The following is a 23,842-nucleotide window of genomic DNA, read 5'->3' as shown; positions in this document are numbered from 1 at the left end:
AATCGGTTTAGCCACCGCATCCAGATACTCCGTTACGCACGTCGGTGATGCTGCATTTGCCAAAGCCGACAACCTGGGTGTCAATAACCGCTACTTTCCTGGCTTTTTTAGCGCGTTTGTCGATAGTTTCCTCCTCCTCGTCGCCAAATGATTTCCCGGGTGCGGATTTCGCCGCTGCGGCAGCGGCGGCATCGCCGGCAATCATGGGATTGCTAACCTGAGCCGCAGGGGCAGGCGCTGGATTGGCGATTTGAATGTTGTCAACGCCTCTAACCGGACCAGGCAGAATGACTTTGCCACCGCCGATGCCTGCCTCGCCTGCGTCAACGTAACCGCGTGGGGTTACCAAATAAACATTACCAATGCGTTTGCGGTTAAAACCGGATTGAGCGCGAATGCCGCTGCCGGATACAGTGGCCGGAAACACCACGACCAGATTGCCGTTAGCGTCCAGGCTGACTTTGGGTTTGGGTGTCGAGATAGCTGACTTTGCGCCACGGCCGGCGTCGATATTCCCCTCCGAAGACCAAGCGGTAATGTCGCCGCCGTCCAGCGTAAATATCCTGGAACGATTGACTTGTAAGTCGCCATTGACCAGGATGTTGACGTCGCCTTCGCGTTGCGCCACTACGCCGAGCTGGTCCTGGCTTTTCTGCCCGGTAAATGCCGACGCCAGGCCGACGTTGATCATGCCTCCGGGTGCCAACAGATCAATATCGCCGCCGTATAGGGTCTGGATGCGACTGAAAAATAGCCGGATATCCCCGGGCGGACTGTTTGGAAATAAGCGGGCGATGGCAGTGTACCCGCGTTGGTAAACGGCGGCTTTTTCCTTGTCTGGTACGCTGGCGGCGACGACAGCTGTGGCCCGGATTTCCGTGAACAACACATCCAATGCAAGCGCCAAACGACCGGCAGTGCTGGATTGCCGGTTTAGCTCGCTCAGCCTGTCGTTATAAGCGCCGCTACCGACATAAAAATTCAGGAAGTCCTCCAGTGGCCGGCTATCGCGCTGCAAGCTGTTACCGGCAATGACAATAATATCGGCGCCGGTTTGCGGCAAGGCCGAGTTCAACAGCGTCCCGACCGTGGTAATGCCCTCGGAGCTACCCAGATCGACATTGCGTCCGGCCCAGATATTCAGCAAACCCGGCCCCGCCAGCTGAATACCGCCGGGCGAGCCTTGCACCGTGCCGGTGGTGGGGTCGCGCAAGATCGGAAATACCAGGTCGCGGCCTACACTGATACTCGTGACATCGCCGGCATTAATATTCTGGATCGCCAGGCTCACATTGTACAAATCCTGGCCGGCCCAAATTTCGCTAGCCTTGGCTGCCGCCACTAACGCATCGCCGACACCGGTAATGCTGCCGTTGGCCGATACAATGCGGTTGCGACTGGTATCGTTACGGTGGATCGGTTGCGGGGCGTGTAAGGTAGAAGCGTCACCGCCGAAAGGCGTGGTAAATAGATATTTGGTTGCGCCGGCGACTGTTGTGGCTGGTTGGGCAGCAGACAGCAATCGAGCCGGATCGACATCCAGCTGGTTTACACGGGTACCGCTGCTGTCGTTACCGATACTAATGTCGCTGTTCGCCAGTAAATTCAGGCTGCTTTCCGCTGCAGGGTATAGCGTCATCGAGTTGACGATTTCTAAACCGCCGCTGAGTGCCTGAGCGTTGAGATTGCCCGGATACAAGGTCAGCAGCGGATAGTCGGTGCTTTTCAAGATTGCCCGGCCCATGGGCGATGCTTGGTCGAATACTTTGTAGGCTTGGGCGATAGCTTGTACATCGTTATTCAGCACCAAGTTGCCGGCCAGGGTTTGCAATTCAATCGCGCTGTCAGCGCTATAGCTGCTGAAGTATGAGGTTTTGTCCAGGAATTTGGCCGGCGTCAACGAAAACGGGTTCAACACTGTGCCGACGTCGATACCGTTGCCGGCATGGACCTGAAATTGAGTGTCGCCCAGCGCAAATACCGGGCCGGTCGTGTATTGGTTGCCGCCGGTGATCGCCCCGTCCGCGCGAATATCGGCAGTACCCTTATCAACGTAAAACACCCCGCCGGCTATGTCGCCGCCGGCATGTACTTCCAAATTACCGCCGCCTTGTAGTTGCCAACGGTTTTCGACGACTAGGCCGTTGTCCGTCACGCCGACCGGTTTTGCCGAAGTCGGCAACATCACCGACAAATCGTGAATATCCGCGCCGGCCTTGATGTTCACATCACCACCGCCCAACGCGCCTATGTTCTCTCTAAAGCCGAACTTCAGGTTTTGAATTCTGGCATTGGCGCTGTTTTGTACAACTAGGCCATCGAACATGATGCCCCACGCGGTGGCTCTATCGGCGGCGCTAATGCCGTCGCTGGCGTCCCAGTTACCGGTGCGTTGCAGCCAGTCGGACATCAATTGCGGGCTGGCGGCACCGATGATATTGCCGCCGGCGTTTAGGCTGATGTCGCCGCCGTCGAACGGATATTCGACGAAAAAAGCCGCGGCGACCAGAGCATTGCTGAAGTTTCCCCAGCGCTCGGTGTCGGCGGCGCGGCCGGCGCTGTAAATGGTGGATGTGGCATCGCTCAGGGTAATATCGCCGGCGGCGGCGACGTTGATGTTGCCGGTGCCGGTGCGGACGCTGGTATTGGCTGCAACGGTTAGTGAGCCAGCGCTCAGTGAGGACTGCACCGCAAGCGGATCGGCGCTGGTTAAATCGGCGCCGGCCACCAAGTTATAATTCCAGGATTGACCGGTCTGCAAAACCAGGGTTCGCAGCCAATTGCCGTTTACACCCAGCATGCCGGCCAGTTGGCTGGAATCGTACAAGGCAAAGCCATCGCTCAGCGTTTGGTTTATGTGCAAATTGCCGGCGGCCCGCAGGCTGAGTGCGCCGACACTATTGCCGTTATCGAAATGCCAGCTCCGGCCTTGCGAGTCCGGAAAGGCCAGATCCCAGCCATTGTGCGAAATCAGGCTGCCGTTGATGTTGCTGGGCTTGTACTTGATGTTGGCGGCGCCGGCATTCGGAAATATCCTGACAAATAGGGTGCGGAAGGTGGCCGATTGCGGGTTGGCATCAAAATAATAAGTGCCGTCCGCAGTTAGGGAACTGCTGGCGGCTTCGGTCAGGTTGCGGACCACGCCGTTGCTGCCGATTTGCTGTAAGGCATTCACCACTCCGGCGGCATCGGTGAGCGAGGTTTTCCATATCGAGCTGGACTGTTGCGTCCAGTTCATGCCGGTCAGCGGTTCGGTCAAATCCAACGTCAAATCGCCGCTGCTGACTATATCCACACCCGGTTGTAAATTAAAACCGCCCAGGCGCTGTTGCAGATCGGCATTTGCGGCGGCTGCGTTCAGGTATTGCTGGGTTTCGCCCCGCCACATTCCAATTTGACTGTTACTTAGCGGGATGTCTCGGTAATGTGCGGTCGCGGAGACATTCAGTGTATGGGCGCCCAGCACGCTGCCGCTGGCTATCGATACCGCCGCGTCGTCGTTGCCGACCCGGTTGACGACGGCCTCGACGCTACCGCCGTCGCCATCCGTACCCGCGGAGACATCGATGGTGGCGCCGGCGGCGACATTTACACCTTGATGGCTTTCGTTATCAGCATCCATAGAGATTAAAACCACAGAGCCGCCCGGCTTGCCGGCAGCGGTAGATGCCGCATTCAGCTTGGCGCCGGCTAGAATGTTAATGCTGTCGCCGGCCGATAAACGGATGCTGCCGGCCTGCTGGCCGCCCACATCCAAGGTGCCGAACACATCCAGCTTACCGGTATCGACGCTTAGATTAAGATTGTCGGCTTTGACGTAATCGCTTGCAGCGACTGTTAGATCGCCGCTACGTTGGCGGATGCTCCAGTCGCCGTTAAAGCCGGCGTTGGTCAGATAGTTATTCAAGACGGAAAAGTTAGCTCCGGAGCCAGTTGTGGCGTCCATGTTGATATTGCCGCCGCGCGCACCTTGATAACCCAGGCCGCGTATCTCGCCGGCCAGGCTTAAATGTCCCAATCCTGACGACAGCGATAAGGTGCCGGCGTCGCCGCCCAGCTGGCTGCCGGACACATCGAGCAGCGAACCGGCATCCAGGGTCAGATTGCCTCCGGCGGATTTCAAGAAAATACTGCCGCCGCCGGTATTGACATGATGGCCGGCCAGATCGATGTCGCGGCCACTGGTGTCTATGCTGCCGGAGATCGACAAAGTCTGAGCGGCTTGCAGTTTGACGATGCCGGAAGCCAGTTCAATGTGGCCCTGATGGTTTATTTGTTCGGCCGCGACGCTTAATCGGGCGCCGAGGGCGTCACTGTGCGGGGCGGTTCCGGCGGCCAAGGTAGTCAGATCATGGCTGCCTAGATTCAACGAGGTATCGGCGCCGGCGGTAGCGGTCCAAATGGGTGTGGCGATGGAGACATCGCTGTCGGCGCTTATATTTGCGGTGCCGCTGTTGACGACTGCGTTGAGCCCTTGCAATGAGATTTGCTGGAAGCCCGACCAGGCGTATTCGCCGGCGCCCAGCGTGATAGTGTTTGCGGTCAAGTTTAGGTGGCCGGTGCCGGCGGCGGTAAATGCCGTCGGTGCGCTGCCGCTGTTTTTAAGGGTGATAGTTTCGGCATTGATGGCGGCAATCTGATTACTGCTGCCATAGCCGTAAAGACTCGCGGCATTTAATACCAAATCCTTCAATTGCAGATTCATCGCGCCGGCGATGTCTATCGCGCCAAAGCTGTTTAGCGTTAACTTGTCTACGCGCAGGCCGTTTAAGGTGGCTGCGGATAATTGCAGTCCATCGCTGCCGCCGGTATCACCTAGTGAAATACGGCTGGAACTGAGGGTCAATTCGCCCTGGTTCATCGCGATATTGCCTGAGAAGCGGGTGTCTTTGCTGGCATCCAGCAGAATTGAGCCGGCACTGGACAGCGTCGCCCCGTCGGCGATGTCCAGCGTGCCGCGCAGTCCGGTTAACGCATCGGCGGCGCGCACCAGGTTAGCCTGGCTACCTGCCGACACCCTTAATAGGGCGCCGTCGCTGCTGCCATCGGTATTGACGACCTTAAGGTTGGTGTCGGTGCGGCTGAGATTGCCGGCGCTGCTCAACGTTGCGTTGCCCGCTACCGAAACGGTATCGCTCGCTGCCAGCAGAATTTCCGGGGCCTGCAAACGACTGCCAGCCGCTATGCTCACTGTCTGCGCGCCGACTGTTAGCTGAGTTTGGGCGTTGCCGCGATTGCGCCGACCGCCCAGCAACAGGCTGTCCACGCCGAGGCGGTTCAATTCATCGGCAAGTAACACCACCGTGCCGGGATCGACGCCGATGCTACCGCTGCTAACCACGGCCAGTCTATCCGCGCTGATGTCCAACATGCCGCCCAGCCCGCCTGGAGCTGCGGTAGCGCTGATTTGCGCCGCCATTTGCAAGCTGTTGCCGGCTAGCAGGCTGAGATTGCCGGCGTCTTGCGGTAGCGAGTCCCCAGCGAAGAAACTGTTGGCCGTAGTTTCCTGGTATTCGGAACGGCTGCGGGCAATGGCGCCGGATTCAACGGCAAAACCCGACCAGCGGTTGTCGGCGATATTGGTACCGGCTGAGTAACGGTAGCCAGCGACGATTGTCGAGCCGTCGGTACGTAAAGCCTTGGTGCCGGCTGCCATATCTTTGGTATTGGCTTGCGGGGTAATCAGATAGGCACCCGGCAGCAAGGCATAGTGCGCCGGCAGCAACAGGTAATAGCCGGCAGGCAGACCGGAGTCTGCACTGAGATAAATGCTGTCGCCCGGATTTAGACCGGAGTTGGCGAATTCCAACGGGTCGAAGGCGGCAAAATCGGCTTGATAATTGGGCAATACGGCGTAATTTTGTTGATAGCCGGGTGATGTGGGATCCAAAGTATCGATACTGCCGCCTGGTCCGGCGATGAACTCGAAAGCCGACAAATCGCCGCCGCCGTTTAAATTGACCACAGCGTCGCCGGCCAGATTGATGTCTGGTGCGGATAAGGTAATGGCTTTTTGCGGTGTGCCGTTTTGGATATTGTTGTAAGTGCCCAGCGGATAAATCCAGTCCAGACCGCCCTGGGTGCGGCCGAACGGAATCACGATGCCGTCGTCGTCGCTAACCGACGTGAAGCTGCCGGCAGCCAGGGTCAACGAATTACCGGCGTTTAAGGCGATGTTGCCGAATGGTGCCAATAAAACGCCATGACTGACAATGTTTGGCGCGTTGATATTTAATTGTCCGGCTGCCGACAACGGCGTATACCAATTTCCGATGCCAGGCAGAATATCGATCAGACCGTTCGGGTTTAGTGCGGCATCCAGCTTCAAGCTGTATTTGCTGAGCGTGGTGGGATAGATTTGTCGGGCACTCAAACTAAGATTGCCGCTGAGGCTCAGGCCGCCGATCAGGTCGGCTTCGCTGTTGGGATTGATACCGGTTAAGCGGATGTCGCCGCTACTGTTCAGGCTGGTTTGCGCAAAGCCGGCAATTTCGCTGGAACCGAACAAATCTATCAGCTGGGCGTTGATGCTCAATCCGACGCTGCCGATTGCGGCGCCTAGATTGCCGTGAGCGGCGCGGTTCCAGCTGGAACCCAGGCTGAAGGTATTGCTGGTTAAAGCCACCTGGCCGTAGCCGGCGTGGCTGATCAATGGCGCATCCAGTTTCAGGTTTTGCGCCAGAGTCAGACTAAGGTCGCCTTCGAAACGGATCTCGCCGCGCTCGGGGCGTACGGGCGTTGCGGAATATTGATCGGGTTGTATCACCGATGCGGCCAAGCCCAGTGAACCAAAGCCGCCTTCCTGAATTTGCCGGGCAGAGATATAAGCCTGGCCGTTAAATGTATCGGGGATGCCGTTGGCGGCCAGTTGCGCGGCGTCCGGTAAGTTGGACAGTTCAGCGGAAAAATGGATCACCCGGTCGCCAGTCGTGAAGATTTGCTCTTCCGGTTCGCCGCGATGTTGGGCGTTCAATGCCAGATTCAGTGTGCCGCCGGCAGCTGCCGAACCATTGCCGGCCGCTGTAGTGCCCTGGCCGGCCCGGCCCTGCAATTGGCCTTGTAACAGCATGCCTTCGGCGGCGGTCAGGTTTATCGAGCCGCCTGCGGAAGCAAGGGTTTGCCGACTTTTACCTTTGGAATTAACGATGTCTATCGCCGACTGGGTTCCCGATACATCCATTCGGCTGCCGGCGGCTGTCAGGATGTAGCCGCGCTCGGCATTTAAGTCTATCCTGCCGCCGGCCAGCACATTGCCCAAGGCCAATCGCTGGGCGTTGGTCGTCCAAACCGTGGCACCGGCGGTATTCAGGATGGCATTATGGCCCAAGGCGATTGCCTGATTAGGATTGTAGCCCTTATCCAGCGCGCTCGGCGGACTGCTGAGTTGTAAGCTTATTTTTCCTGCCGGTGCAAGCAGAGAGCCGTCGATGTAGATATTGGCGTCCGATTTTAGCGAAAAATCGGCGCCTGGATCGCCGATGATCGCGGTATGGCTGCCGATGCGAATGGCCCGCTCGGCGACGTAACCGCCGGCTATGCTGGCGTTATGGCTTAGATTTAAACTCAGATCGACGGCGTCGCGGATGTCGTCGGGCAAGACCGCCAATTGCACCAGGGTACTTAAGTCGCTGCCGCTGGCGGCCTTGATGGCCGTGGCTTTTAATTGCCAGCTGCTTTGTTGTAAATGGATTTGGGTGCCGTCGGCAATATTTAAATCACCGGCGTTGGCGGTCAGTCGGTAGCCGCTGAAGCCTCCGGATTGCAACAGCGTTGGCGACAAGTTCAGCACATGCGGATCGCCACTGGCGCCACCCAGCTGGATGCCGTTGGCGGTAATGCTCAGCACGCCACCTTGTTGCAAGGCATAGGCGGACAGTGTTGCGCCCAGGCTTAACACGCTGGGTTCCAGGCCGGCGCTGATCAAGTCGATATTGCCGCCGTGACCATTTTTGGTTTTAGTGTTGTTATTCAATGCGGCGCCGGCGTTGGCAGTAATTTTAGAGCCGCCATCCAGCAGCAGATCGCCCTGGGCTTGGAGCAGAATATTCCCGCCGTCTATCGTCAATGGCTTAAGTATTTGTGCGTTTTTACTATCGACTAGGTCGTTGATCCAACTGCCGCTGCTGTCGATGACGCTGCCGCCAGCTAGATGCAGTCGACCGCTCAAATCGCGGGTGGGATCCAGGCCGCGCCGGGTTTTCAGTTCTACGCTGCCGGCCGGAGTCTGGATATTTCCCAGTACCTCTATTTCGCCGGCCTGCAGCGACAGGCTGCCTGCTTTTGCCAAGCTTAAACTGGTGTTTTGCGGTATGGTCAGTTTGCCGCCGCTGCTGATGGTCAAGCGGTTCACACCTTGGGCGAACAAGCCGCTGCTTAGGTAAATAGGCACAGCGGCATCCAATTCGGCGCCGTAGGAGTAGCCGGCACCGTTGATAAACACCAGATCTTGCTGATATTGATTCGACCAAGCGGTGTCTATGCGCAATGCGCCGCCGCTTGCCCACTTATCGGCGGTACGCTGGTAAACGCTGTTGACGGTGCCGGCCAGGATATTGCCGGATAAACCCAGGTCGCGGGTTTTGATAATAAGGCTACCGGCATCGCCGCCTTGGTAATAGTCGCTTTGGTAATAGGTGCTGTTGAGGATTTGCTGATAGGTGAGGTTAGGATCGGCGGAGGCAATGTCGACGATACTGCTATTGGAACGCAGTTTGCTGGTGGTTATCTTACCAGCTAGATAATGTATCGAGCCGCCGGAAATATCGATGCCCGCGCCCGGCTGGACGATGACGTCGCCTTCCGATTGCAAATGAACGCTACCGGCGTCTAGGTTGCGTTCTTCAATGCTATGTTGCACCTTCTCCAGCGCGCCGGAAATGTCCGCCAAACTGGTGCCGGTACGGCTATCCACCTGCACAGTTTTGCCGTGCAGGAAGCCGGTTTTTTGCAGCGGCGCGTCGCGCAACTCGTTATTGCGCAGTTCCACATCCACTATGTTTGCCGACATCGGCAATTCGATATTCTTCACGCCGGATACGTCGATCTTGCTGCCGGCATTCAATATAATTCGGCTGGTATTGTCGGCAGAGCTGGCATTGAGTGGATTGGACGGCGTGGTGCTGGCTGTTAGACTGAGGTCGCCGCCGTGAGCAACGATTTGTGCTCCGGATTTCAGCCGGATTTGCCCCGCTTCCAAGTCTATTTTGGATTTTGGCTGGGCTTGGCCATTAACGGCAGGACCGGCGCTGGCATCCAGCGTCACGGTAGTTAGGCTGTCCGATTCCAGCGTCACGCTGGCTTCAGTGCCCAAGCCGTCGTCCGCTGCCGTAGCTCTGGCGGTGCTGAGAGGCTTGAGCAGATAACGTTTGTCGCCGGCTTCCAGGTGCGCGCCTTCCCGGGCCAACAGCCGGACGCTACCGTTCAACGCCACGGAGGTACTGGCCGAAACCACGCCTTGTTGGGTCACCGCAAAACCCATTAGCGTGGTATTGCCGCGCTCGGTAAGAATCTTGCCGACGTTTTTCACGTCACCGCCGGTTTTTACTTCCACCAGCAGGCCGCGCAGATTGTCGTCGTCGGTTTCCTGCAAATACACCTTGTCGGTGGCTGCCGCCAAAATCACCTGACCGTCCGGCGCTGAGATCGTGCCGCGATTTTCCACTTGCGGCGCCGCCATGATCACCCTACCACCGGAGTCGGCGCTAATCTGCGCGCCGGGTTCCACCAATATGCGGATTTTCTCGCGATTGCCGTTGCCGGTATTTCGATACACAGTGCCGTCGCCGGCAAGTGCCGCCAGCGCGTCCGTATTATTGGCACTGGCGTTGGCATCTACTACTTTGCTGATGCCTTGGGCAAACACCTCGTCAGCGATTTTCAGATTGGTGGCAACCAAACTGTTGGTGTTGACCGACGCGCCGTTGCCGAACACGAAGCCGTTGGCATTGACCAAATACACTTGGCCTTTGGCGCTTAGGGTGCCGGAAATCTTACTGGCATCCAGCTGGTGAATGTTGTTCAGAGCGACCGACGAACTGGTTGGTTGCGCGAATTGCACGCTCTTGCCGGCATCGATATTAAAGCTCTGCCAGTCCAAAACGGTTTTATCGGTGGTTTGGTGGATGGTCAGTTTTTGACCGTCGGCGCTGTAATTGGCTGAGGCGTGGCCGACATCGATGCCAGGGTGCCGCGCGGCACTGGTGAGATCGGCAAGCGCGGATGGATTGGCGCCGCCGGCATTGATCGAGACGGGCAAGCCGCCGTCGGCCCAGCTATCGGCGACACTGGAGATTGCTAACACGCCGCCGGTCAAAATTCGCCGAATGCTTAGTCTAAGCAGTGGCTCCTTGCCGGTAAATGGGGTGATCGGCGTATTCATACGGTTATATCGAAAATATGGAAAGGTATTTCTATGTTTACTCGTTTATATCGCCAGTGCAAGACCTAAACGTTGTCAACGCGGCAAATTGTGGGGATTTTAATAGGCGCTCTCACCATAAACTCACTAGTACGCTATGTTTTTGCCTTTTATTTCCTTATAAGAAATAATAAATTCCCGAATAATATTTGACCTGCTTCACATATTTGCCTTACGTTATGTCCGTCGGGGTATAACGAAAAACCTTCGTTCCCGATCAACACGGGTTGTAATCGCTGCGGATAGATTGATGCCGGCAAGCCTTTGCGCCATGGACACATAACGGGACAAGGGTCTCATTAAATTTATTAGAGGTAATTTATGAAAATGGTGAAGCGGCAAGGTTATCAATGGGCGGCGGCTATATGTCTCGTGGCCGGCATGAATTCGGCGCAAGCGGCTATCAGTAACGGTGCGCCGACGATTCAGCCAGGCGGTAGCGGCGTGGCCGGCGAGTTGTTCTTGAACGTGTGGGATCAGGCAGCGGCAACGTCTTACAGTATCGACTTGGGCGTCACGGTAGGCGACTTTCTGGCCGGCAGCCAGGTGTCCTCCTATTGGAATCTGGATCAGCGTTTTGTGAATTGGGCGGCGGCGACCAGCGACCCGCTGACATTTAATGTGGCAGGCAATAATTCATATGTCGGTCTCAACAGCGCGGACTATGGTGTGCTGTTAAGCCGGAGAACGGGTGCGTCAGCGCCGGGCAGTTTCAGTATGAGCGCGCTTGCAACCGTGACAACCAGAATCAGTGCTAGAGCCACTGCTTTGAATATTGCCGAAGTCGCGCAGAACAGTGGCGCTACGGCAACGGATTACGCCGCCGATCTCAGCGAGGTGACCACGACCAATGCATCTTCTTATTTCGATAAAGCTTGGGGTACCAGCATGAATATTTCAGGCTGGGTAGGTAGTGCGACGGTCAGAAACGGCGGTAATCCCGACCAAACCCTGAACCTCTTCTTCATTCATTCCCCAGGCGGCACGGTTGCGAGTGGTACCCCAGTGGTATTCAACGAACTGGACGGTTTTCTGAGCCTGGATATCGCCAGCGCCAAACTGACCTGGACCTCTAATGTCGCCCCTGTTCCGGTTCCCGGCGCTGTGTGGCTGTTTTTGAGCGGCATACTGGCCGTGTTGCGGGTGCAAAAACGCTCCGGCGTCGCATCGATTGCTTGAACCCTTTACTTCCTTTTTCTATTGGAGCAGATTATGTTTTCTTCCTTATCCCGCAAGCTTGTTGCGGCCGGCTTGATGATAGCTGCTATAGGCGATGTCTGGGCGCTGACCCCGGCGGACGGCGCCCCGCAACTGAGTTTGTACATTCCCGGTTCCCAATCAAACGATCCGGCTTTCGGCTTTATGATCAACAGTACCACGCCGACCAATGCCTTGTGTTTGGACAATCCAACCACCACCGGCGCGGGTACCACCACGCATGTCTATTTCCATACCGCCGGCGCCGCGTCGGCCGCCGTCAACGACAACTACTCTGCGATCTATTGTAATACCGACGATACCAAGATACCCGGTTTGACCGGCGGGACCGGTGCGCACCATACCACCAGGTTGTGGATCTCCCGGCGGCGGCTGGGTGCGTCATTTGTTGGTTTGGATGCGGTGGCTAACGGCACCTTGCTGACCTATCTGAAAGATCCGACCACGGCGGTGTGCAGCGCTTTCAACGGTTCCTATTCGTCCGGGGGAGCGACTTTTCAATGGAATTATTCCTGCACCACTGCCACCCCTGGCATAGCGGCGACTGCTGCGACGTCGGACGTGACGCCGGATGTGTTTCACGGTGTCGATAACGTAACGCCTGGCAAAGCGGATATAGATGCCGCAACACTCGACAACAAATACGCGTTGGGCGGGCATATCATCGGTACTCCGGTAACGCTGAAGCTGCGTAATGCATTGCAGTACGCGCAAATCCAGAACGGCTCCTTGCCAGGCAGTTGTGCGGTAGGTAATGAAACGCCCGCTTGCGTACCGAATTTGTCCAAGGAATCGCTGGTCAGCTTGTTTAGCGGGCAGATTGCTGACTGGAGCACATTTAAAGTGAAAGTCGGCGGTGTAGATAAAACTCTGCCAGAAATCGTTCACGACGGCGTAGTAGCTGCGGTGCCAGGTTTGTCTGACCCGGTGGATACCACCGTGCATATTTGCCGCCGTGAAAACGGCGCCGGTCAGCAGGTGGCCTTGTTGGCCAGCGTGATGCAAAGCCCTTGCCTGGGCACATCTTCGCCCAGTTTGGCCCAACCGGGCGGGTTTGCCGATGTGCAATACGCCACTAGTTTAGGCGCGGTAGAAAAATGTCTGGGTGACTATAACGACGGTACCAACGGCTGGTTCGGCACCACCAATCCTGCGCCGTTTCCCAATCCGCCGGCTACCAGTGTTCCGCACGGCAACCAATGGGCGATTAGTATACAAACTACCGAGCGTAATGCCAGCCGCAGTGCCAACTATCGCTTTATCAAAATTAACGGTGCGCTGCCTACTGGTGAGCAGGTCTTCCTAGGCCATTACCCGCTGGTTGGCGAATACGCGATTTCCTGGAAAAACAGTGTCAGTGGCAACCAGGATAGCGCACTAAATGCCTTGGTTGCTTACAGCAGCCTGCCCAGCACGATTGCGTCTCGCAACGGCACCTTGAGCAATCATAGTTGGGGCCAAGCAGGTTACATAGCATTGAGCGCCAACGGGCATACACCGCCCGATACTTGGAATCCCGCTAATCCGGTTACGCCATTCACACGTTCTCTATTTGGTACTCCCGATGCTTGCGCGATACCTGTAGTCAACCCAAATTACGGCACCGTCGAACTGCGGTAAAGATAATTCCACGCCGCAGCCAAATCGGAAGTTGGCTGCGGTATCTCCGCCTATCAGTGCGATGGATGGTTAAGATTTTCCCCAACCCAAACACGATAGCGTTAACAAATCAGGATATTCAAGTTGATTTTCAAAAGGACTGAATAGGCTTGGACGGCACAGGGATGTGCACCTTCATTCGCCGATGCCCAGGTTTTCTTATGCCTAATCGGCACGTTGTCATTCCTACACAAGGCAATACGCATGTATCAACGCAAAATTTCCGCTCGTCATTGGCTGATTTTTGGTCTGACTTTCTGTTTGTCGGCATTGACACAGCCGACTTGGGCCGCTGTTACTTCCAGTCAGTTTGGTCTGGGCGGCTTTCTCAATCCGGGAAGTCCCGCCAGCTTCGATCTGGCGGCTTTGGAAAATTACGCAGCCACTCACTCCGGCGCGCAAAAAACCGTGACATTGAGCAACGGCGATGTCTACACCGGCGTGTCCCTGAGTGCCTTTCTCGGTAGCTTTCTGAAAACTGATACCACGGTGCCGAAAAACGACATCCTGCGCGACTATGTGGTCGCTAGCGGCACGGATGGTTACAAGGCGGTATTTTCGCTGGCGGAAATGAATGCCGCGTTCGGCAATCATAACGACATCATCGCTTACAAACTCAATGGGGCCAATCTAATCGGCACTGGCTTTGCTCGCATTGTGGCGCCGGATGATGTCAAAGCGGGCCGATGGGTATCGAATCTGTCCAGTCTGCAAGTTGGTCATATCGATTACGCACCTGCAGTAGGCGGCGTGTCTGGACAATTCACCGTCAACGGTGAGGTTGCCAACGCCGTTAGCTACGATGTCACCAGCCTAGCTGCTGCGCTACCTGCCAAGATCGTTACCGTGAATACGCCACCATTAACCGGATCGTCGTTTACCGGCGTTTCTTTGTGGGATCTGCTGAATCTATCCGGCATCGTGACCAATCCTGGCGTAAAAAACGACATTCTTGGCAAGTACGTTGTCGCTACCGGTAGCGACGGTTATCAGGCTGTATTTGCGCTGGGCGAGCTTAACCCCAATTTTGGGAATATCTCGGTCTTGGTCGCTTACGCCGATGGTCCGGGCAATTCCTTGGGCAATAAAGGCTTTGCGGAATTGGTAGTACCCGGCGATGTAGCCAAGGGCGGACGCTATGTTTCCAATCTCACAAGCTTGACTGTGGTCAGCACCGTACCGTTACCGGGCAGTGTTCTGTTTATGTTCAGCGGCTTGCTGGCATTTGGGCTTCGTAGACACCGTAAGCCGTCTTAACTATAGAGGCGGTCGACATATGAAATTATCCAACGAGGATGTCAAGCTGTTGTGCTGCGCGGTGTTGATTATTCTAGTGATGGGCTTGTTAAGCCCGCCAGCGCCTGCAGACGACAATGTCCGGCAAACTGAAGTGGCCGCGCGTGGCGCTAAGGTCATGCCGTTCTCGTTGGCACAAACTCACCATCAATTCAGCAAAACTGCAACGGGTGGCATTCAGCGGGTAATTGCCAGGGACGATTTAAATCTGGAACAAGTGTGGTTGATCAGACAGCATCTTGAGCAACTGGCGGAAAGCTTTAAACACGGCGACTTTTCAGGTCCGGAGTTTATTCACGGCACCGATATGCCTGGAATGGCTATGTTGCGCAGCGCCAAGCCCGGCCAGCTGCAAATCGATTACGTTGCCGAGGCGGCCGGCGCCAGTCTGAGCTTTCGTAGCAGCGACCCGCAATTGATCCAAGCCGTCCACGACTGGTTCGATGCGCAATTGCACGACCATGGTCACGACGCGATGGATATGCACTGTCCTCATCATCGATAAAGGTTTGAAAACGCTGTCGAATTTTCCAGGAAAATCAAGATGCCTCATGTGTTAAAACTGGGCTTATGCCTGCTTCTGTTGCCCGCACTCTGCCAAGCCTGGTGGAATGATGACTGGGATTCCCGTCGTCAAGTCGCGCTGGATGCGGCCGCTACAGGTGCCGATATTCAAGAGACCCTGGCTGATGTGCCGGTACTGGTGCGGCTGCATGCCGGCAACTTCGGCTATTTTGTTGAACTGGCCGAGAGCGGCCGGGATTTGCGCTTCCTGAAAGACGACAAAACCCCGCTAGTGTTCGACGTCGAGCAAATCGACGTGTTGAGCGAAATTGGCCTGGTCTGGGTAAAGTTGCCGCAAGTGCGCGGCGGCGTGTCCAGCGACGACTTTTGGCTGTACTACGGCAATGCCAACGCCCCAGACGCTTCGGATCCTAAAAATCTCTACGATGTCGCTCAAGGCCTGGTGTATCACTTTAAAGATGGCGAAGTGCTGCCGCGGGACGCCACAGCCTATTCCTCGCATGCGATCGACTCCAAGGCCACGATTCAACCCGCCGGCTGGATTGGCGCCTCCGCCCGGTTCACAGGTGCCGGGCCGCTACAGGTTAATCCCGCGCCGCAATTGGCGATTGCCCCGGACCACGGCTGGACGTTCTCCACCTGGCTGAAGCTCGACCAGCCGCAGAACGGCGCGAATCTATTGGAAGCCCGCGAAGGCGGCAATGGCATCGACTTGGTAATACAAGGCAGCGCATTATCGGCGCGCTGGACCGGCCCGGCCGGCGCTGTGACTACCGCCCCGGTCAACCTAACCCAGGGCAAATGGCAACACATCGCCGTCACCGCCACTGCTGACAAACTGGCACTGTACGTCGATGGTATGCCGGTCGGCAATGCCGCGATCACGCTGACTACCGTCAACCCGGCTATCGCCATTGGCCGCAATCTGGTCGGTTTGCTCGACGAAGTGCAAATCGCCGCCACAGCCCGCAGCGCCGACTGGCTGAAACTGAGTTTTCGCAGCCAAAGCCCGGATTTCTCGGTATTAAGTTACGGCCAAGACGAAACCAACAGCAGCGGCGACGGGCATTTCATGGTCATCGTGCAAAACGTCACCGTCGACGGCTGGGTGGTGATCGGATTGACCTTGATCATGCTGGTGGTAGCGGTGATCGTCATGGTCAGCAAAACCTTAGTGATCAACCGCATTGCCAAGGATAACCGCGCCTTCCTAGTCCAGTATCGCCAGCTCGATCCCAACAAACTCAGTACGCTGGACCAGGAGGAAACCGCCGAAGACCAAGAACTGGCAGACTCCGACTTGCTCACGGCTTTGGTCGGCAAACATGACCACTTCCAAAGTTCGACTTTGTATCACCTGTATCACACGGCAATCCATGAATTGAACAAGCTGCAAGGCGGCGACGGCCAAGTGGTGACCCGCGAAGCGTGGGACTATCTGCGAGTAAAGCTGGATTCGCAAATCGTTACCGAAAGCCAGCGCCTGAATAGCAATATGGTGCTGCTGACCATTGCCATCGCTGGCGGCCCGTTCCTGGGTTTGCTGGGTACAGTGGTGGGGGTGATGATTACCTTCGCGGCGATTGCCGCCAGCGGCGATGTCAACATCAACGCCATCGCCCCCGGTATCGCCGCCGCGCTGCTGGCCACCGTGGCCGGTCTGGCCGTGGCGATTCCCGCCTTGTTTGCCTACAACTACCTGTTAACCAAAATTAAGGACATCACGGCCAGCATGCGGGTGTTCAGTGACGAATTTCTGGCCGTGTTGTCTATGCGCGCCGCCCAACAACCGCTGGGAGCGTAAGTCATGAGATTAGAAGAAGAAGGCAAGATATATGACGACATTAACATCACGCCGATGTTGGACGTGGCCTATGTGCTATTGCTGATTTTCATCATCATGACCACTGCTACCGTGCAGGGCATCACCGTCAACCTACCCAAGGCCAGCAGCACGCCGTCCTTGTCCAAACCTAAAACCAAGGCCATTTCCATCACGCCGGACGGCAGTATCTATCTAGATACTTACACGGTATCGCTTCAGGAGCTGGAAACCCGGCTGGCGCAATACAAGGCCGCAATTCCGGATTTACCGGTCATCGTGAAGGCCGATGCCAGTGTGCAATATCAAAAAGTAATTGAAGTGCTGGATGTGGTGACCCGGTTGCAGATCAGTCAATTGGGCTTGGTGACGCAGAAGTTGGTGAAGTAGGGCGGCGGTACTTGCTCAGGCGGAACATCTCGCAGTGGCAACAGAATTATCAAAGATTTATGAATAATAAATACGCATGGCTACGCCGACTGCCGGTGTTGCTGGGAATGGGGTTGAGCCTGCTGATATTGCTAGCGGTTTGGCTGCTGCAGGATAAATTCCATAAACCACCGCAAACCAAAAGGCTGATGCAGCAAATCACCATGATTCAACCGCCGGCACCTTTGCCGCCAGAGCAACAGCCTGCGCAGACGGAGGAGGTAAAGGAAGAAGTGCTTGATGTCCCTGAGCCCGCACCAGAACCGGAGCCTTCGCCGGAGCCTGAATCGGATCAGGCGCCGCCAGCGGAAGAACTGGGGCTGGACGCCGACGGTACGGCCGGCAGCGACGGCTTTGGCCTGGCCGCGCACAAGGGCGGACGCTCTATCTTGGGAGGCGGGGGTGGTGGCAATGCCATCCTCTGGTATGGCGGGCAGATTCAACGCCAAGTGGAGAATGGCTTACAGGGTTTGTTGGCCGACACGGCCGCCAGCCGAGCCGGTTATAGCGTGATTTTGGAGGTCTGGGTCGGTGCGGATGGCGGGATTAGCCGCAGCGAACTGTCCGGAGGTAGCGGCAAGACAGATGTCGACCTGGCAATTCGCGCCGTCTTGCCGCGCTTGCGCGCGAGCATCGGTAGGCCGCCGCCGGAAAACATGCCGCAGCCGATTCGGATCAGACTCAACTCCAGGGTTTAGAGGCGCAGGGTTTTGCGTCATTGCGAGAACCTTGCTTAATTTCGGCAAATTTCAAGACACTTTATAAACGAATAAACCACGATGAATATCCCAACTAAATCCCTGGTTGTTCTGCTGTTCGGTAGCCTTGCGGCGATGACTGGCGCCACGCAAGCTGCCGATGAGACGATTTCGGTTAAGAAATCGACATTGGTCAATCTGGTTGATTTGTTGGTGCAGCGCGGTGTGATTAACAAACAAGAAGGACAAGGTCTGGTCAGTGCCGCCGAACAGGAAGCGGCTGAAGCGGCCAAAAGCAATGCTGCTCAAGCAAAAAGCGGCGGCGAACCACTTCCGGAGAGCCTTCCAGCAGCAAATACCGAGACCTTGGCTGTTATGGCCAAGGGAAAAGCCGGCAAAATCAAGCACGTCGGCTATGTGCCGGAGTTTGTAAAAAAAGAAATCCGCGACCAGGTCCGCGCCGAACTGAAAGCGGACGTGTTGCAAGACGTCAAACAGGATGCCAAGACCGAAGGTTGGGGTATTCCCGGCGCGTTGCCGGAATGGGTGGCGGCGATTCATCCCAGCTTTGACATGCGCATCCGTTTTGCCGACGATTTTTTTGGCAAGAACAACGAAGGCGGCATCGATAACGTCGGTATCGATGCCGACGGCAACTTCTTCGGCCCCTACAACTGGTTGTCCATCAACCGCGCCGCCAATACCCCGCAAGGCGGCTTGAATCGGCAGGTAGCCTTAAATCCCAATGAAGCGATTCTGAATACCCAAAAAGACCGTCTGCGCTTGCGCGAGCGGTTTAGATTGGGCTTCGAAGCCAATCTGACGGATGGCCTGAAAGCCGGGGTGCGTTTTGCTACCAGTAATATCAACAACCCGGTATCCAATGACCAGACTCTGGGCAACACCGGGCAGTCCTATCAGTTTGCTATTGACCGCGCCTATCTGCAATACGATTTCCTGGACGCGCGCAAAATCAACTGGTTTAGCCTGTACGCCGGGCGCATCATCAATCCTTTTGTCTCCACCGACATAGTTTTGGATCCGGACTTGAGTTTCGAAGGGGTGGCCGGCAGTTTTCGTTTGCCGTTTAATCGCGGCGGCAATAAGCTGGCCGGCTACAAAGCGCCGAACCCGACAGCCCGGTTCGGTATCAACCAGGGTCAGCAAACGCCGGATGCCCTGTTTTTAACGTTGGGAGTATTTCCGTTGCAGGATATTGATGTCTCGGTCAACGACAAATGGCTGTACGCCGGTCAGGTTGGTGCGGACTGGTTGGTATTCAACGATTCGCGCTTAAATCTGGCGGTGTCCTATTACGAATTCCAGAACGTCAACGCCCGTCCCAATCCGCTTGGTAGTCATACTTACGATTGGACTGCACCGCAGTTTGTGCAAAAAGGCAACTCCATGGTGGCTATCACCGATTTCAATACCTTGAACGGCACATGCGACGATACGGTGGGCTGTTTGTTTGGCTTAGCTTCTGAATTCAAAGTGTTCAATGCCACTGCGATGTTCGATTATGCCGGCTTCGACCCTGTGCACGTGTTGTTGACAGCCGATTACGCCAGGAATCTGGGATTCGATAAACAACGGATAGCCGCCGAGTTTCTGAACGGCATCGTCAACTACACGGGCAACAAACCGCGCACCACGGCCTATCAAATCCGCGTCGATGTCGGTCAACCGGAAGTGCGGCGTTGGGGCGATTGGAGCGTCAATCTGGCCTACCGTTATGTGCAGCGCGATGCGGTACTCGATGCCTTTACCGATTCGATTTTCCACCTTGGCGGTACCAACGCCAAGGGCTGGGTAGCAGGTATGCAATACGGCCTGGCCAAAAATACTTGGCTGAATCTACGCTGGTTAAGTTCCGACGCCATTGATGGACCGAAATACAGTATCGACACTTTGAATGTCGATCTGAATGCACGCTTCTAAGGAGATAAGTCGTGGTCAAGCAAAAAACGCCGACTTTGATTTATTTGCCGTGCTTGATACTGTTAGTGATGCTAGCGGGTATTGAAAGTGGTCGAGCCGAGCCTAAACCCGTAGCGCCAGGTGGCGAAGCCATCAAAAAAGCCCAAGGTATGATTCGCCAACTCAGCCAAGAAAAATATGCGCTGGAGGCCGAAAAAACCGCTTGGCTCACCGAGAAAGCCGCGCTGGATACCAAACTGAAAAACCTGGAAGCAGCGGTCAGCAGATTGCAGGCCGTGCAAGCCGAAGTGGAACGCTATAAATCCGGCCTGGAAACGGTGCGCAGCAATCTGGAAGCGCAATTGGGCCAGCAGCGCCAGCGCGAACAGGCTTTGCTGCAAAAGCATAACGAAGTAGTCGGCAAGGCCCGCGACATTCGCGACGACAATAGTTTGTTATTACAGGCCGTGAAAGAGCGTGAACAGTGGATAGAGCAATGCACGGGTGTCAATCAACAGCTGCGCACTATCAATCTGGAGGTATTGAAGCAATATAAAGACAAAAGCCTGCTGCAACAGTTGGCCGAGCTGGACCCCTTGACCGGTATCGGTCAGGTGCAAACCGAGGCGGCGGCGGAAGAGTATCGCTATAAATTGCAGCAGTTGAAGATCACCCCGTTTGAAGCGACTGTGCCTGTCGTTAAGTCCAACACTCCCGCGAATGGCGGGGCTGAGCCTGTCGAGCCGTCGACACCAGTGCCGGACACTGGAGGGATTCAAGACGACCAGAGCCCTGCAAACAGGAACGCCTCCGGGGCCGCACATTGAGACGTGAAGCGTTACTGACCGCGATAAGCCTGATCCTGAACGGAACAGCTGTCGTCCATGCTGCGGATGTGGTGCAAAATCCTGCCGCGCAACCTCAAAATTCGGCAAATTCGGGTGGTTCGGCTGAAACAGCCGCGCAAAGGTCAGGCGAGCAGCAACCGCGTTTCGACGTGTTGGATTACCAGATCGAAGGCAACAGCGTGTTGGATGACGAAGCCTTGGAACGGGCAGTGTATCCGCATCTTGGGCCGGACAAAACTGTCGAGGACGTAGAGAAAGCTCGGGCCTCCTTGGAAGAAGCCTACCGCAACGCCGGCTATCCGAGCGTAGTGGTGGCAATCCCGGAACAAAATGTGGAAGGAGGGGCCGTGCGCTTGAGCGTGGTGGAAGGCACTATCGAGATTTTGCACATCAGCGGTTCGCGCTATTACGCGCTGGGCAAGATCCGCGACAGCCTACCGGCCCTGGCCGAGGGTCAAGTGCCGCACATGCCCAAGGTTCAGGAACAGATGAATACCCTGGCGCAGCAATCGGCTGATCGTAACGTGACACCAGTTTTCCGGGCCGGCTCGACGCCGGGCAAAATGGAAGTGGAGTTAAAGGTCAAGGACGAGCTGCCATTGCACGGCAATCTGGAAATGAACAGCCGTAACTCCGAACATACCAGCTACACCCGATTGTTAGGTTCCCTGCGTTACGACAACCTGTGGCAGAAGTTTCATAGCGTGTCCATGCAATATCAAGTGTCGCCGGAAATCAGCGACGAAGTCCAGGTCTGGTCCGGCACCTACGTGCTGCCGACCGGTTGGGCCGATACTCGTCTGGCTTTATACGGCATCGGCATCAGTTCCAATACCCAGCTCGGCGTCAGCGTCGGCGGCCTGTCCGTGGTCGGCGCCGGCTCGATTTACGGCGCCAGGCTGGTCAAGCCTCTGCCGGGTTCATCCGAGAATATTCTGCATAGCCTGAGTTTTGGCTTTGATTACAAAAGCTTTGATCAGCAGATAGCCAGTCTGACCGAAAGTGCGCCGATCAGCTATGCCTCGTTCATGACCGGCTATGACGGCAGTCTGCGTCACGAAGGCAGCGTCACTGCCTTGAGTCTCGCCGCGCATTTCTCGGTGCGTGGCCTGGGCAACGACGCGCAGCAGTTTGCCAACAAGCGTCTCGATGCCGAACCGAATTTTCTTTATTTAACCGGCGACCTGAAGCACCAGCAGCGTTTGCCGCTGGATTTTCGACTGTTAGCCCGAGCCGGCGGCCAGGCCAGCATGTCGGCCTTGATCAGCAACGAACAGTTCTCGGCGGGCGGCCCACTTAGTGTGCGTGGCTACCATCAAACCGAGTTGCTGGGTGATCACGGCGTAAATCTGTCACTGGAATTGCAAACACCGCACTTATTGCCGACTGTCTGGGAAGACAGCCAAAATCTGCGTCTGCTGACTTTCTTTGATTGGGCCAATATCTGGACCGATAATCCCATCGCGCCGACTCCGGCCTCCGCGCACCTGGCCTCCGCCGGCATTGGCATGCGCACGCAATGGTTTAAGCATTTGCTGGCCGAGTTGGACTGGAGTTATCCGTTTTACCGGCAAGGTACTGTAGATCCCGGCCAGCAGCGGGTCGATTTTAGGGTGATTTATGAGTTTTAGCCTCAAAGGTTTACATTACTTTCGATGGTTGCTTCGTGAGCATTTCGATTGCAGAACAAAAGGATAGGATTTCAATCAAACGCTTCCGTCGATGTATCATGCTAATTCTTCGTTGTCACCGTTCGTTGAAAAAGTATGAAATCTACACAGATAGAATCCGACGCTTCGCTTCCGCGCTTAAAAATCACGCTTCGTTTACTTCATAATGAAGAAATCGCCATGGGGCCGGGTAAGGCCGAGCTGTTGGCGGCTATTCAGTCAACCGGTTCGATTGCGGCGGCCGGGAAAAGCATGAATATGAGTTACCGGCGCGCTTGGTTGCTGGTAGATGTGATGAATCACAGTTTTGCCGGTCCCTTGGTGCATGCGGCCAAGGGTGGGCGGCATGGCGGAGGGACCACATTGACACCGTTGGGACAGCACGTATTAGATCAGTATATGAAGATGTCCGAAGCAGTGAATCATACCGCGCAGGCTTATCTGCCGCTGTTTTCCGGGTTGATGTCCCAGCAGGCGGATGAGAATCCCATAGATGAATAACGTGTTTTCCAGGGACTGGATCGAGGGTGAATTACGCTTGATAGGCTCGTTGGATACCCGGATGATCGGTTTATTGCGAGCCATAGATGAAACTGGTTCGATTAACCGTGCAGCCATGCAGGTGGGCTTAAGTTACAAAGGAGCCTGGCAGATGATAGAGCGCGCTAATAATCTGGCGCCACGAGCGTTGATCTCCACCGCCATCGGCGGCAGCAAGGGCGGCGGCAGCTGTTTGACTGTGGCGGGTCGCGCCTTATTGGAGTTGTTTACTCGCTTGGAGGTGCAGCATCGCCGGTTTTTACGGGACCTCAATCAAAGTTTGCTGGATGATCCCGACGTGATGTTGTTACTGCGGCGGCAGGTAGTAAAAAACAGCGCTAGAAATCAGCTATTCGGCAAAATTACTGCGATAGAGCTTGGTGCGGTGAATGCCGAAGTGTATGTGACCCTGAAGGGAGGCGAACGCGTAGTGGTCAGTGTGACGCTGCCGTCATTGGATTATCTTGGCGTCAATATCGGTAGCGATGCAGTATTGTTGATCAACCCGTCGGATATTCTCGTGGCCGGTGGCGACGAGCATTTTTTATTGTCGGCGCGCAATCGTCTGGATGGTCATGTGATTCGGGTGCAATTCGACGGCGTCGATTCTGAAGTGATTCTCCAGTTGTTGAGTGGCGAAACGATAGCCGCGACGGTTACGCAAACCAGTGTCGAGGCTCTGGATTTGAAACCAGGCTGCAAAGCCGGTGTACTGTTTAAAAGTAATGCGGTGATTCTGGCCGTGCTCGCTGCTACCGGCGCTTCTTAGTTGGGGCTCCTTCAAGCTTTCGTGCTAAATC

The 23,842-nt window shown here is 55.9% G+C and carries 13 protein-coding genes; 12 read left to right on the top strand and 1 reads right to left on the bottom strand.

The window, feature by feature from the left end:
- Positions 1-7 precede the first annotated feature (7 nt).
- Entirely contained in the window at positions 8-10,378 is a 10,371-nt protein-coding gene (locus G006_RS0109830; RefSeq protein ID WP_020483017.1) for a filamentous haemagglutinin family protein, read from the bottom strand.
- Positions 10,379-10,738: 360 nt separating this feature from the next.
- On the opposite strand from G006_RS0109830, the gene G006_RS0109825 reads away from it, so the two are divergent.
- The 12 genes from G006_RS0109825 (at position 10,739) to G006_RS0109770 (ending at position 23,811) form a co-directional block, all read left to right on the top strand.
- Positions 10,739-11,596, top strand: a complete 858-nt coding sequence (locus tag G006_RS0109825; RefSeq protein ID WP_020483016.1) for a hypothetical protein — start codon at positions 10,739-10,741, stop codon at positions 11,594-11,596.
- A 33-nt stretch (positions 11,597-11,629) separates the two neighbouring features.
- Positions 11,630-13,255 (top strand): hypothetical protein, encoded by a 1,626-nt coding sequence (locus tag G006_RS0109820; RefSeq protein ID WP_020483015.1) that lies wholly within the window; start codon positions 11,630-11,632, stop codon positions 13,253-13,255.
- A gap of 243 nt (positions 13,256-13,498) precedes the next feature.
- The gene (locus tag G006_RS27050; protein ID WP_020483014.1) at positions 13,499-14,551 is read left to right on the top strand and encodes a hypothetical protein; all 1,053 of its coding nucleotides are present in this window, start codon (positions 13,499-13,501) and stop codon (positions 14,549-14,551) included.
- A 19-nt stretch (positions 14,552-14,570) separates the two neighbouring features.
- Positions 14,571-15,095 carry a hypothetical protein gene (locus tag G006_RS0109810; RefSeq protein WP_020483013.1) on the top strand — a complete coding sequence of 175 codons (525 nt, stop codon included), beginning with the start codon at positions 14,571-14,573 and terminating at the stop codon, positions 15,093-15,095.
- Positions 15,096-15,134: 39 nt separating this feature from the next.
- Positions 15,135-16,919: a DUF2341 domain-containing protein gene (locus G006_RS0109805; RefSeq protein ID WP_020483012.1), complete on the top strand. Its 1,785-nt coding sequence runs from the start codon at positions 15,135-15,137 to the stop codon at positions 16,917-16,919.
- Between the two features lie 3 nt (positions 16,920-16,922).
- Positions 16,923-17,327, top strand: a complete 405-nt coding sequence (locus tag G006_RS0109800; RefSeq protein WP_020483011.1) for an ExbD/TolR family protein — start codon at positions 16,923-16,925, stop codon at positions 17,325-17,327.
- Between the two features lie 59 nt (positions 17,328-17,386).
- Positions 17,387-18,064: a TonB C-terminal domain-containing protein gene (locus G006_RS0109795; protein ID WP_020483010.1), complete on the top strand. Its 678-nt coding sequence runs from the start codon at positions 17,387-17,389 to the stop codon at positions 18,062-18,064.
- 81 nt (positions 18,065-18,145) lie between these two features.
- Positions 18,146-20,005 carry a putative porin gene (locus G006_RS0109790; protein WP_020483009.1) on the top strand — a complete coding sequence of 620 codons (1,860 nt, stop codon included), beginning with the start codon at positions 18,146-18,148 and terminating at the stop codon, positions 20,003-20,005.
- An 11-nt stretch (positions 20,006-20,016) separates the two neighbouring features.
- Positions 20,017-20,811: a hypothetical protein gene (locus G006_RS25345; RefSeq protein WP_020483008.1), complete on the top strand. Its 795-nt coding sequence runs from the start codon at positions 20,017-20,019 to the stop codon at positions 20,809-20,811.
- Positions 20,808-22,463, top strand: a complete 1,656-nt coding sequence (locus G006_RS0109780) for a ShlB/FhaC/HecB family hemolysin secretion/activation protein (protein WP_020483007.1) — start codon at positions 20,808-20,810, stop codon at positions 22,461-22,463. Before G006_RS25345 ends, G006_RS0109780 begins: the two co-directional genes overlap by 4 nt.
- Before the next feature lie 135 nt (positions 22,464-22,598).
- Positions 22,599-23,003, top strand: coding sequence for a winged helix-turn-helix domain-containing protein (locus G006_RS25340; RefSeq protein WP_033193921.1), 405 nt, complete (start codon positions 22,599-22,601; stop codon positions 23,001-23,003).
- On the top strand, positions 22,996-23,811 hold the full coding sequence (locus G006_RS0109770) for a TOBE domain-containing protein (RefSeq protein ID WP_020483005.1): 816 nt from the start codon (positions 22,996-22,998) through the stop codon (positions 23,809-23,811). The genes G006_RS25340 and G006_RS0109770 overlap by 8 nt, the downstream gene beginning before the upstream one ends.
- Positions 23,812-23,842: the final 31 nt, after the last annotated feature.

Origin of the sequence: Methylomonas sp. MK1, from assembly GCF_000365425.1 — a bacterium.
In the GTDB taxonomy this organism is placed as follows: domain Bacteria; phylum Pseudomonadota; class Gammaproteobacteria; order Methylococcales; family Methylomonadaceae; genus Methylomonas.
The sequence above is the reverse complement of the archived record's forward strand: the minus strand, read 5'-3'. Positions and strand labels throughout refer to the sequence as shown.

What these genes read in the sequence shown, in the direction of transcription:
- G006_RS0109810 (WP_020483013.1), top strand. Translation starts at nt 14,571, where the DNA reads ATGAAATTATCCAACGAGGATGTCAAGCTGTTGTGCTGCGCGGTGTTG.
- G006_RS25340 (WP_033193921.1), top strand. Translation starts at nt 22,599, where the DNA reads ATGAAATCTACACAGATAGAATCCGACGCTTCGCTTCCGCGCTTAAAA.
- G006_RS27050 (WP_020483014.1), top strand. Translation starts at nt 13,499, where the DNA reads ATGTATCAACGCAAAATTTCCGCTCGTCATTGGCTGATTTTTGGTCTG.
- G006_RS0109795 (WP_020483010.1), top strand. Translation starts at nt 17,387, where the DNA reads ATGAATAATAAATACGCATGGCTACGCCGACTGCCGGTGTTGCTGGGA.
- G006_RS0109820 (WP_020483015.1), top strand. Translation starts at nt 11,630, where the DNA reads ATGTTTTCTTCCTTATCCCGCAAGCTTGTTGCGGCCGGCTTGATGATA.
- G006_RS0109800 (WP_020483011.1), top strand. Translation starts at nt 16,923, where the DNA reads ATGAGATTAGAAGAAGAAGGCAAGATATATGACGACATTAACATCACG.
- G006_RS0109805 (WP_020483012.1), top strand. Translation starts at nt 15,135, where the DNA reads ATGCCTCATGTGTTAAAACTGGGCTTATGCCTGCTTCTGTTGCCCGCA.
- G006_RS0109825 (WP_020483016.1), top strand. Translation starts at nt 10,739, where the DNA reads ATGAAAATGGTGAAGCGGCAAGGTTATCAATGGGCGGCGGCTATATGT.
- G006_RS0109790 (WP_020483009.1), top strand. Translation starts at nt 18,146, where the DNA reads ATGAATATCCCAACTAAATCCCTGGTTGTTCTGCTGTTCGGTAGCCTT.
- G006_RS0109830 (WP_020483017.1), bottom strand. Translation starts at nt 10,378, where the DNA reads ATGAATACGCCGATCACCCCATTTACCGGCAAGGAGCCACTGCTTAGA.
- G006_RS0109770 (WP_020483005.1), top strand. Translation starts at nt 22,996, where the DNA reads ATGAATAACGTGTTTTCCAGGGACTGGATCGAGGGTGAATTACGCTTG.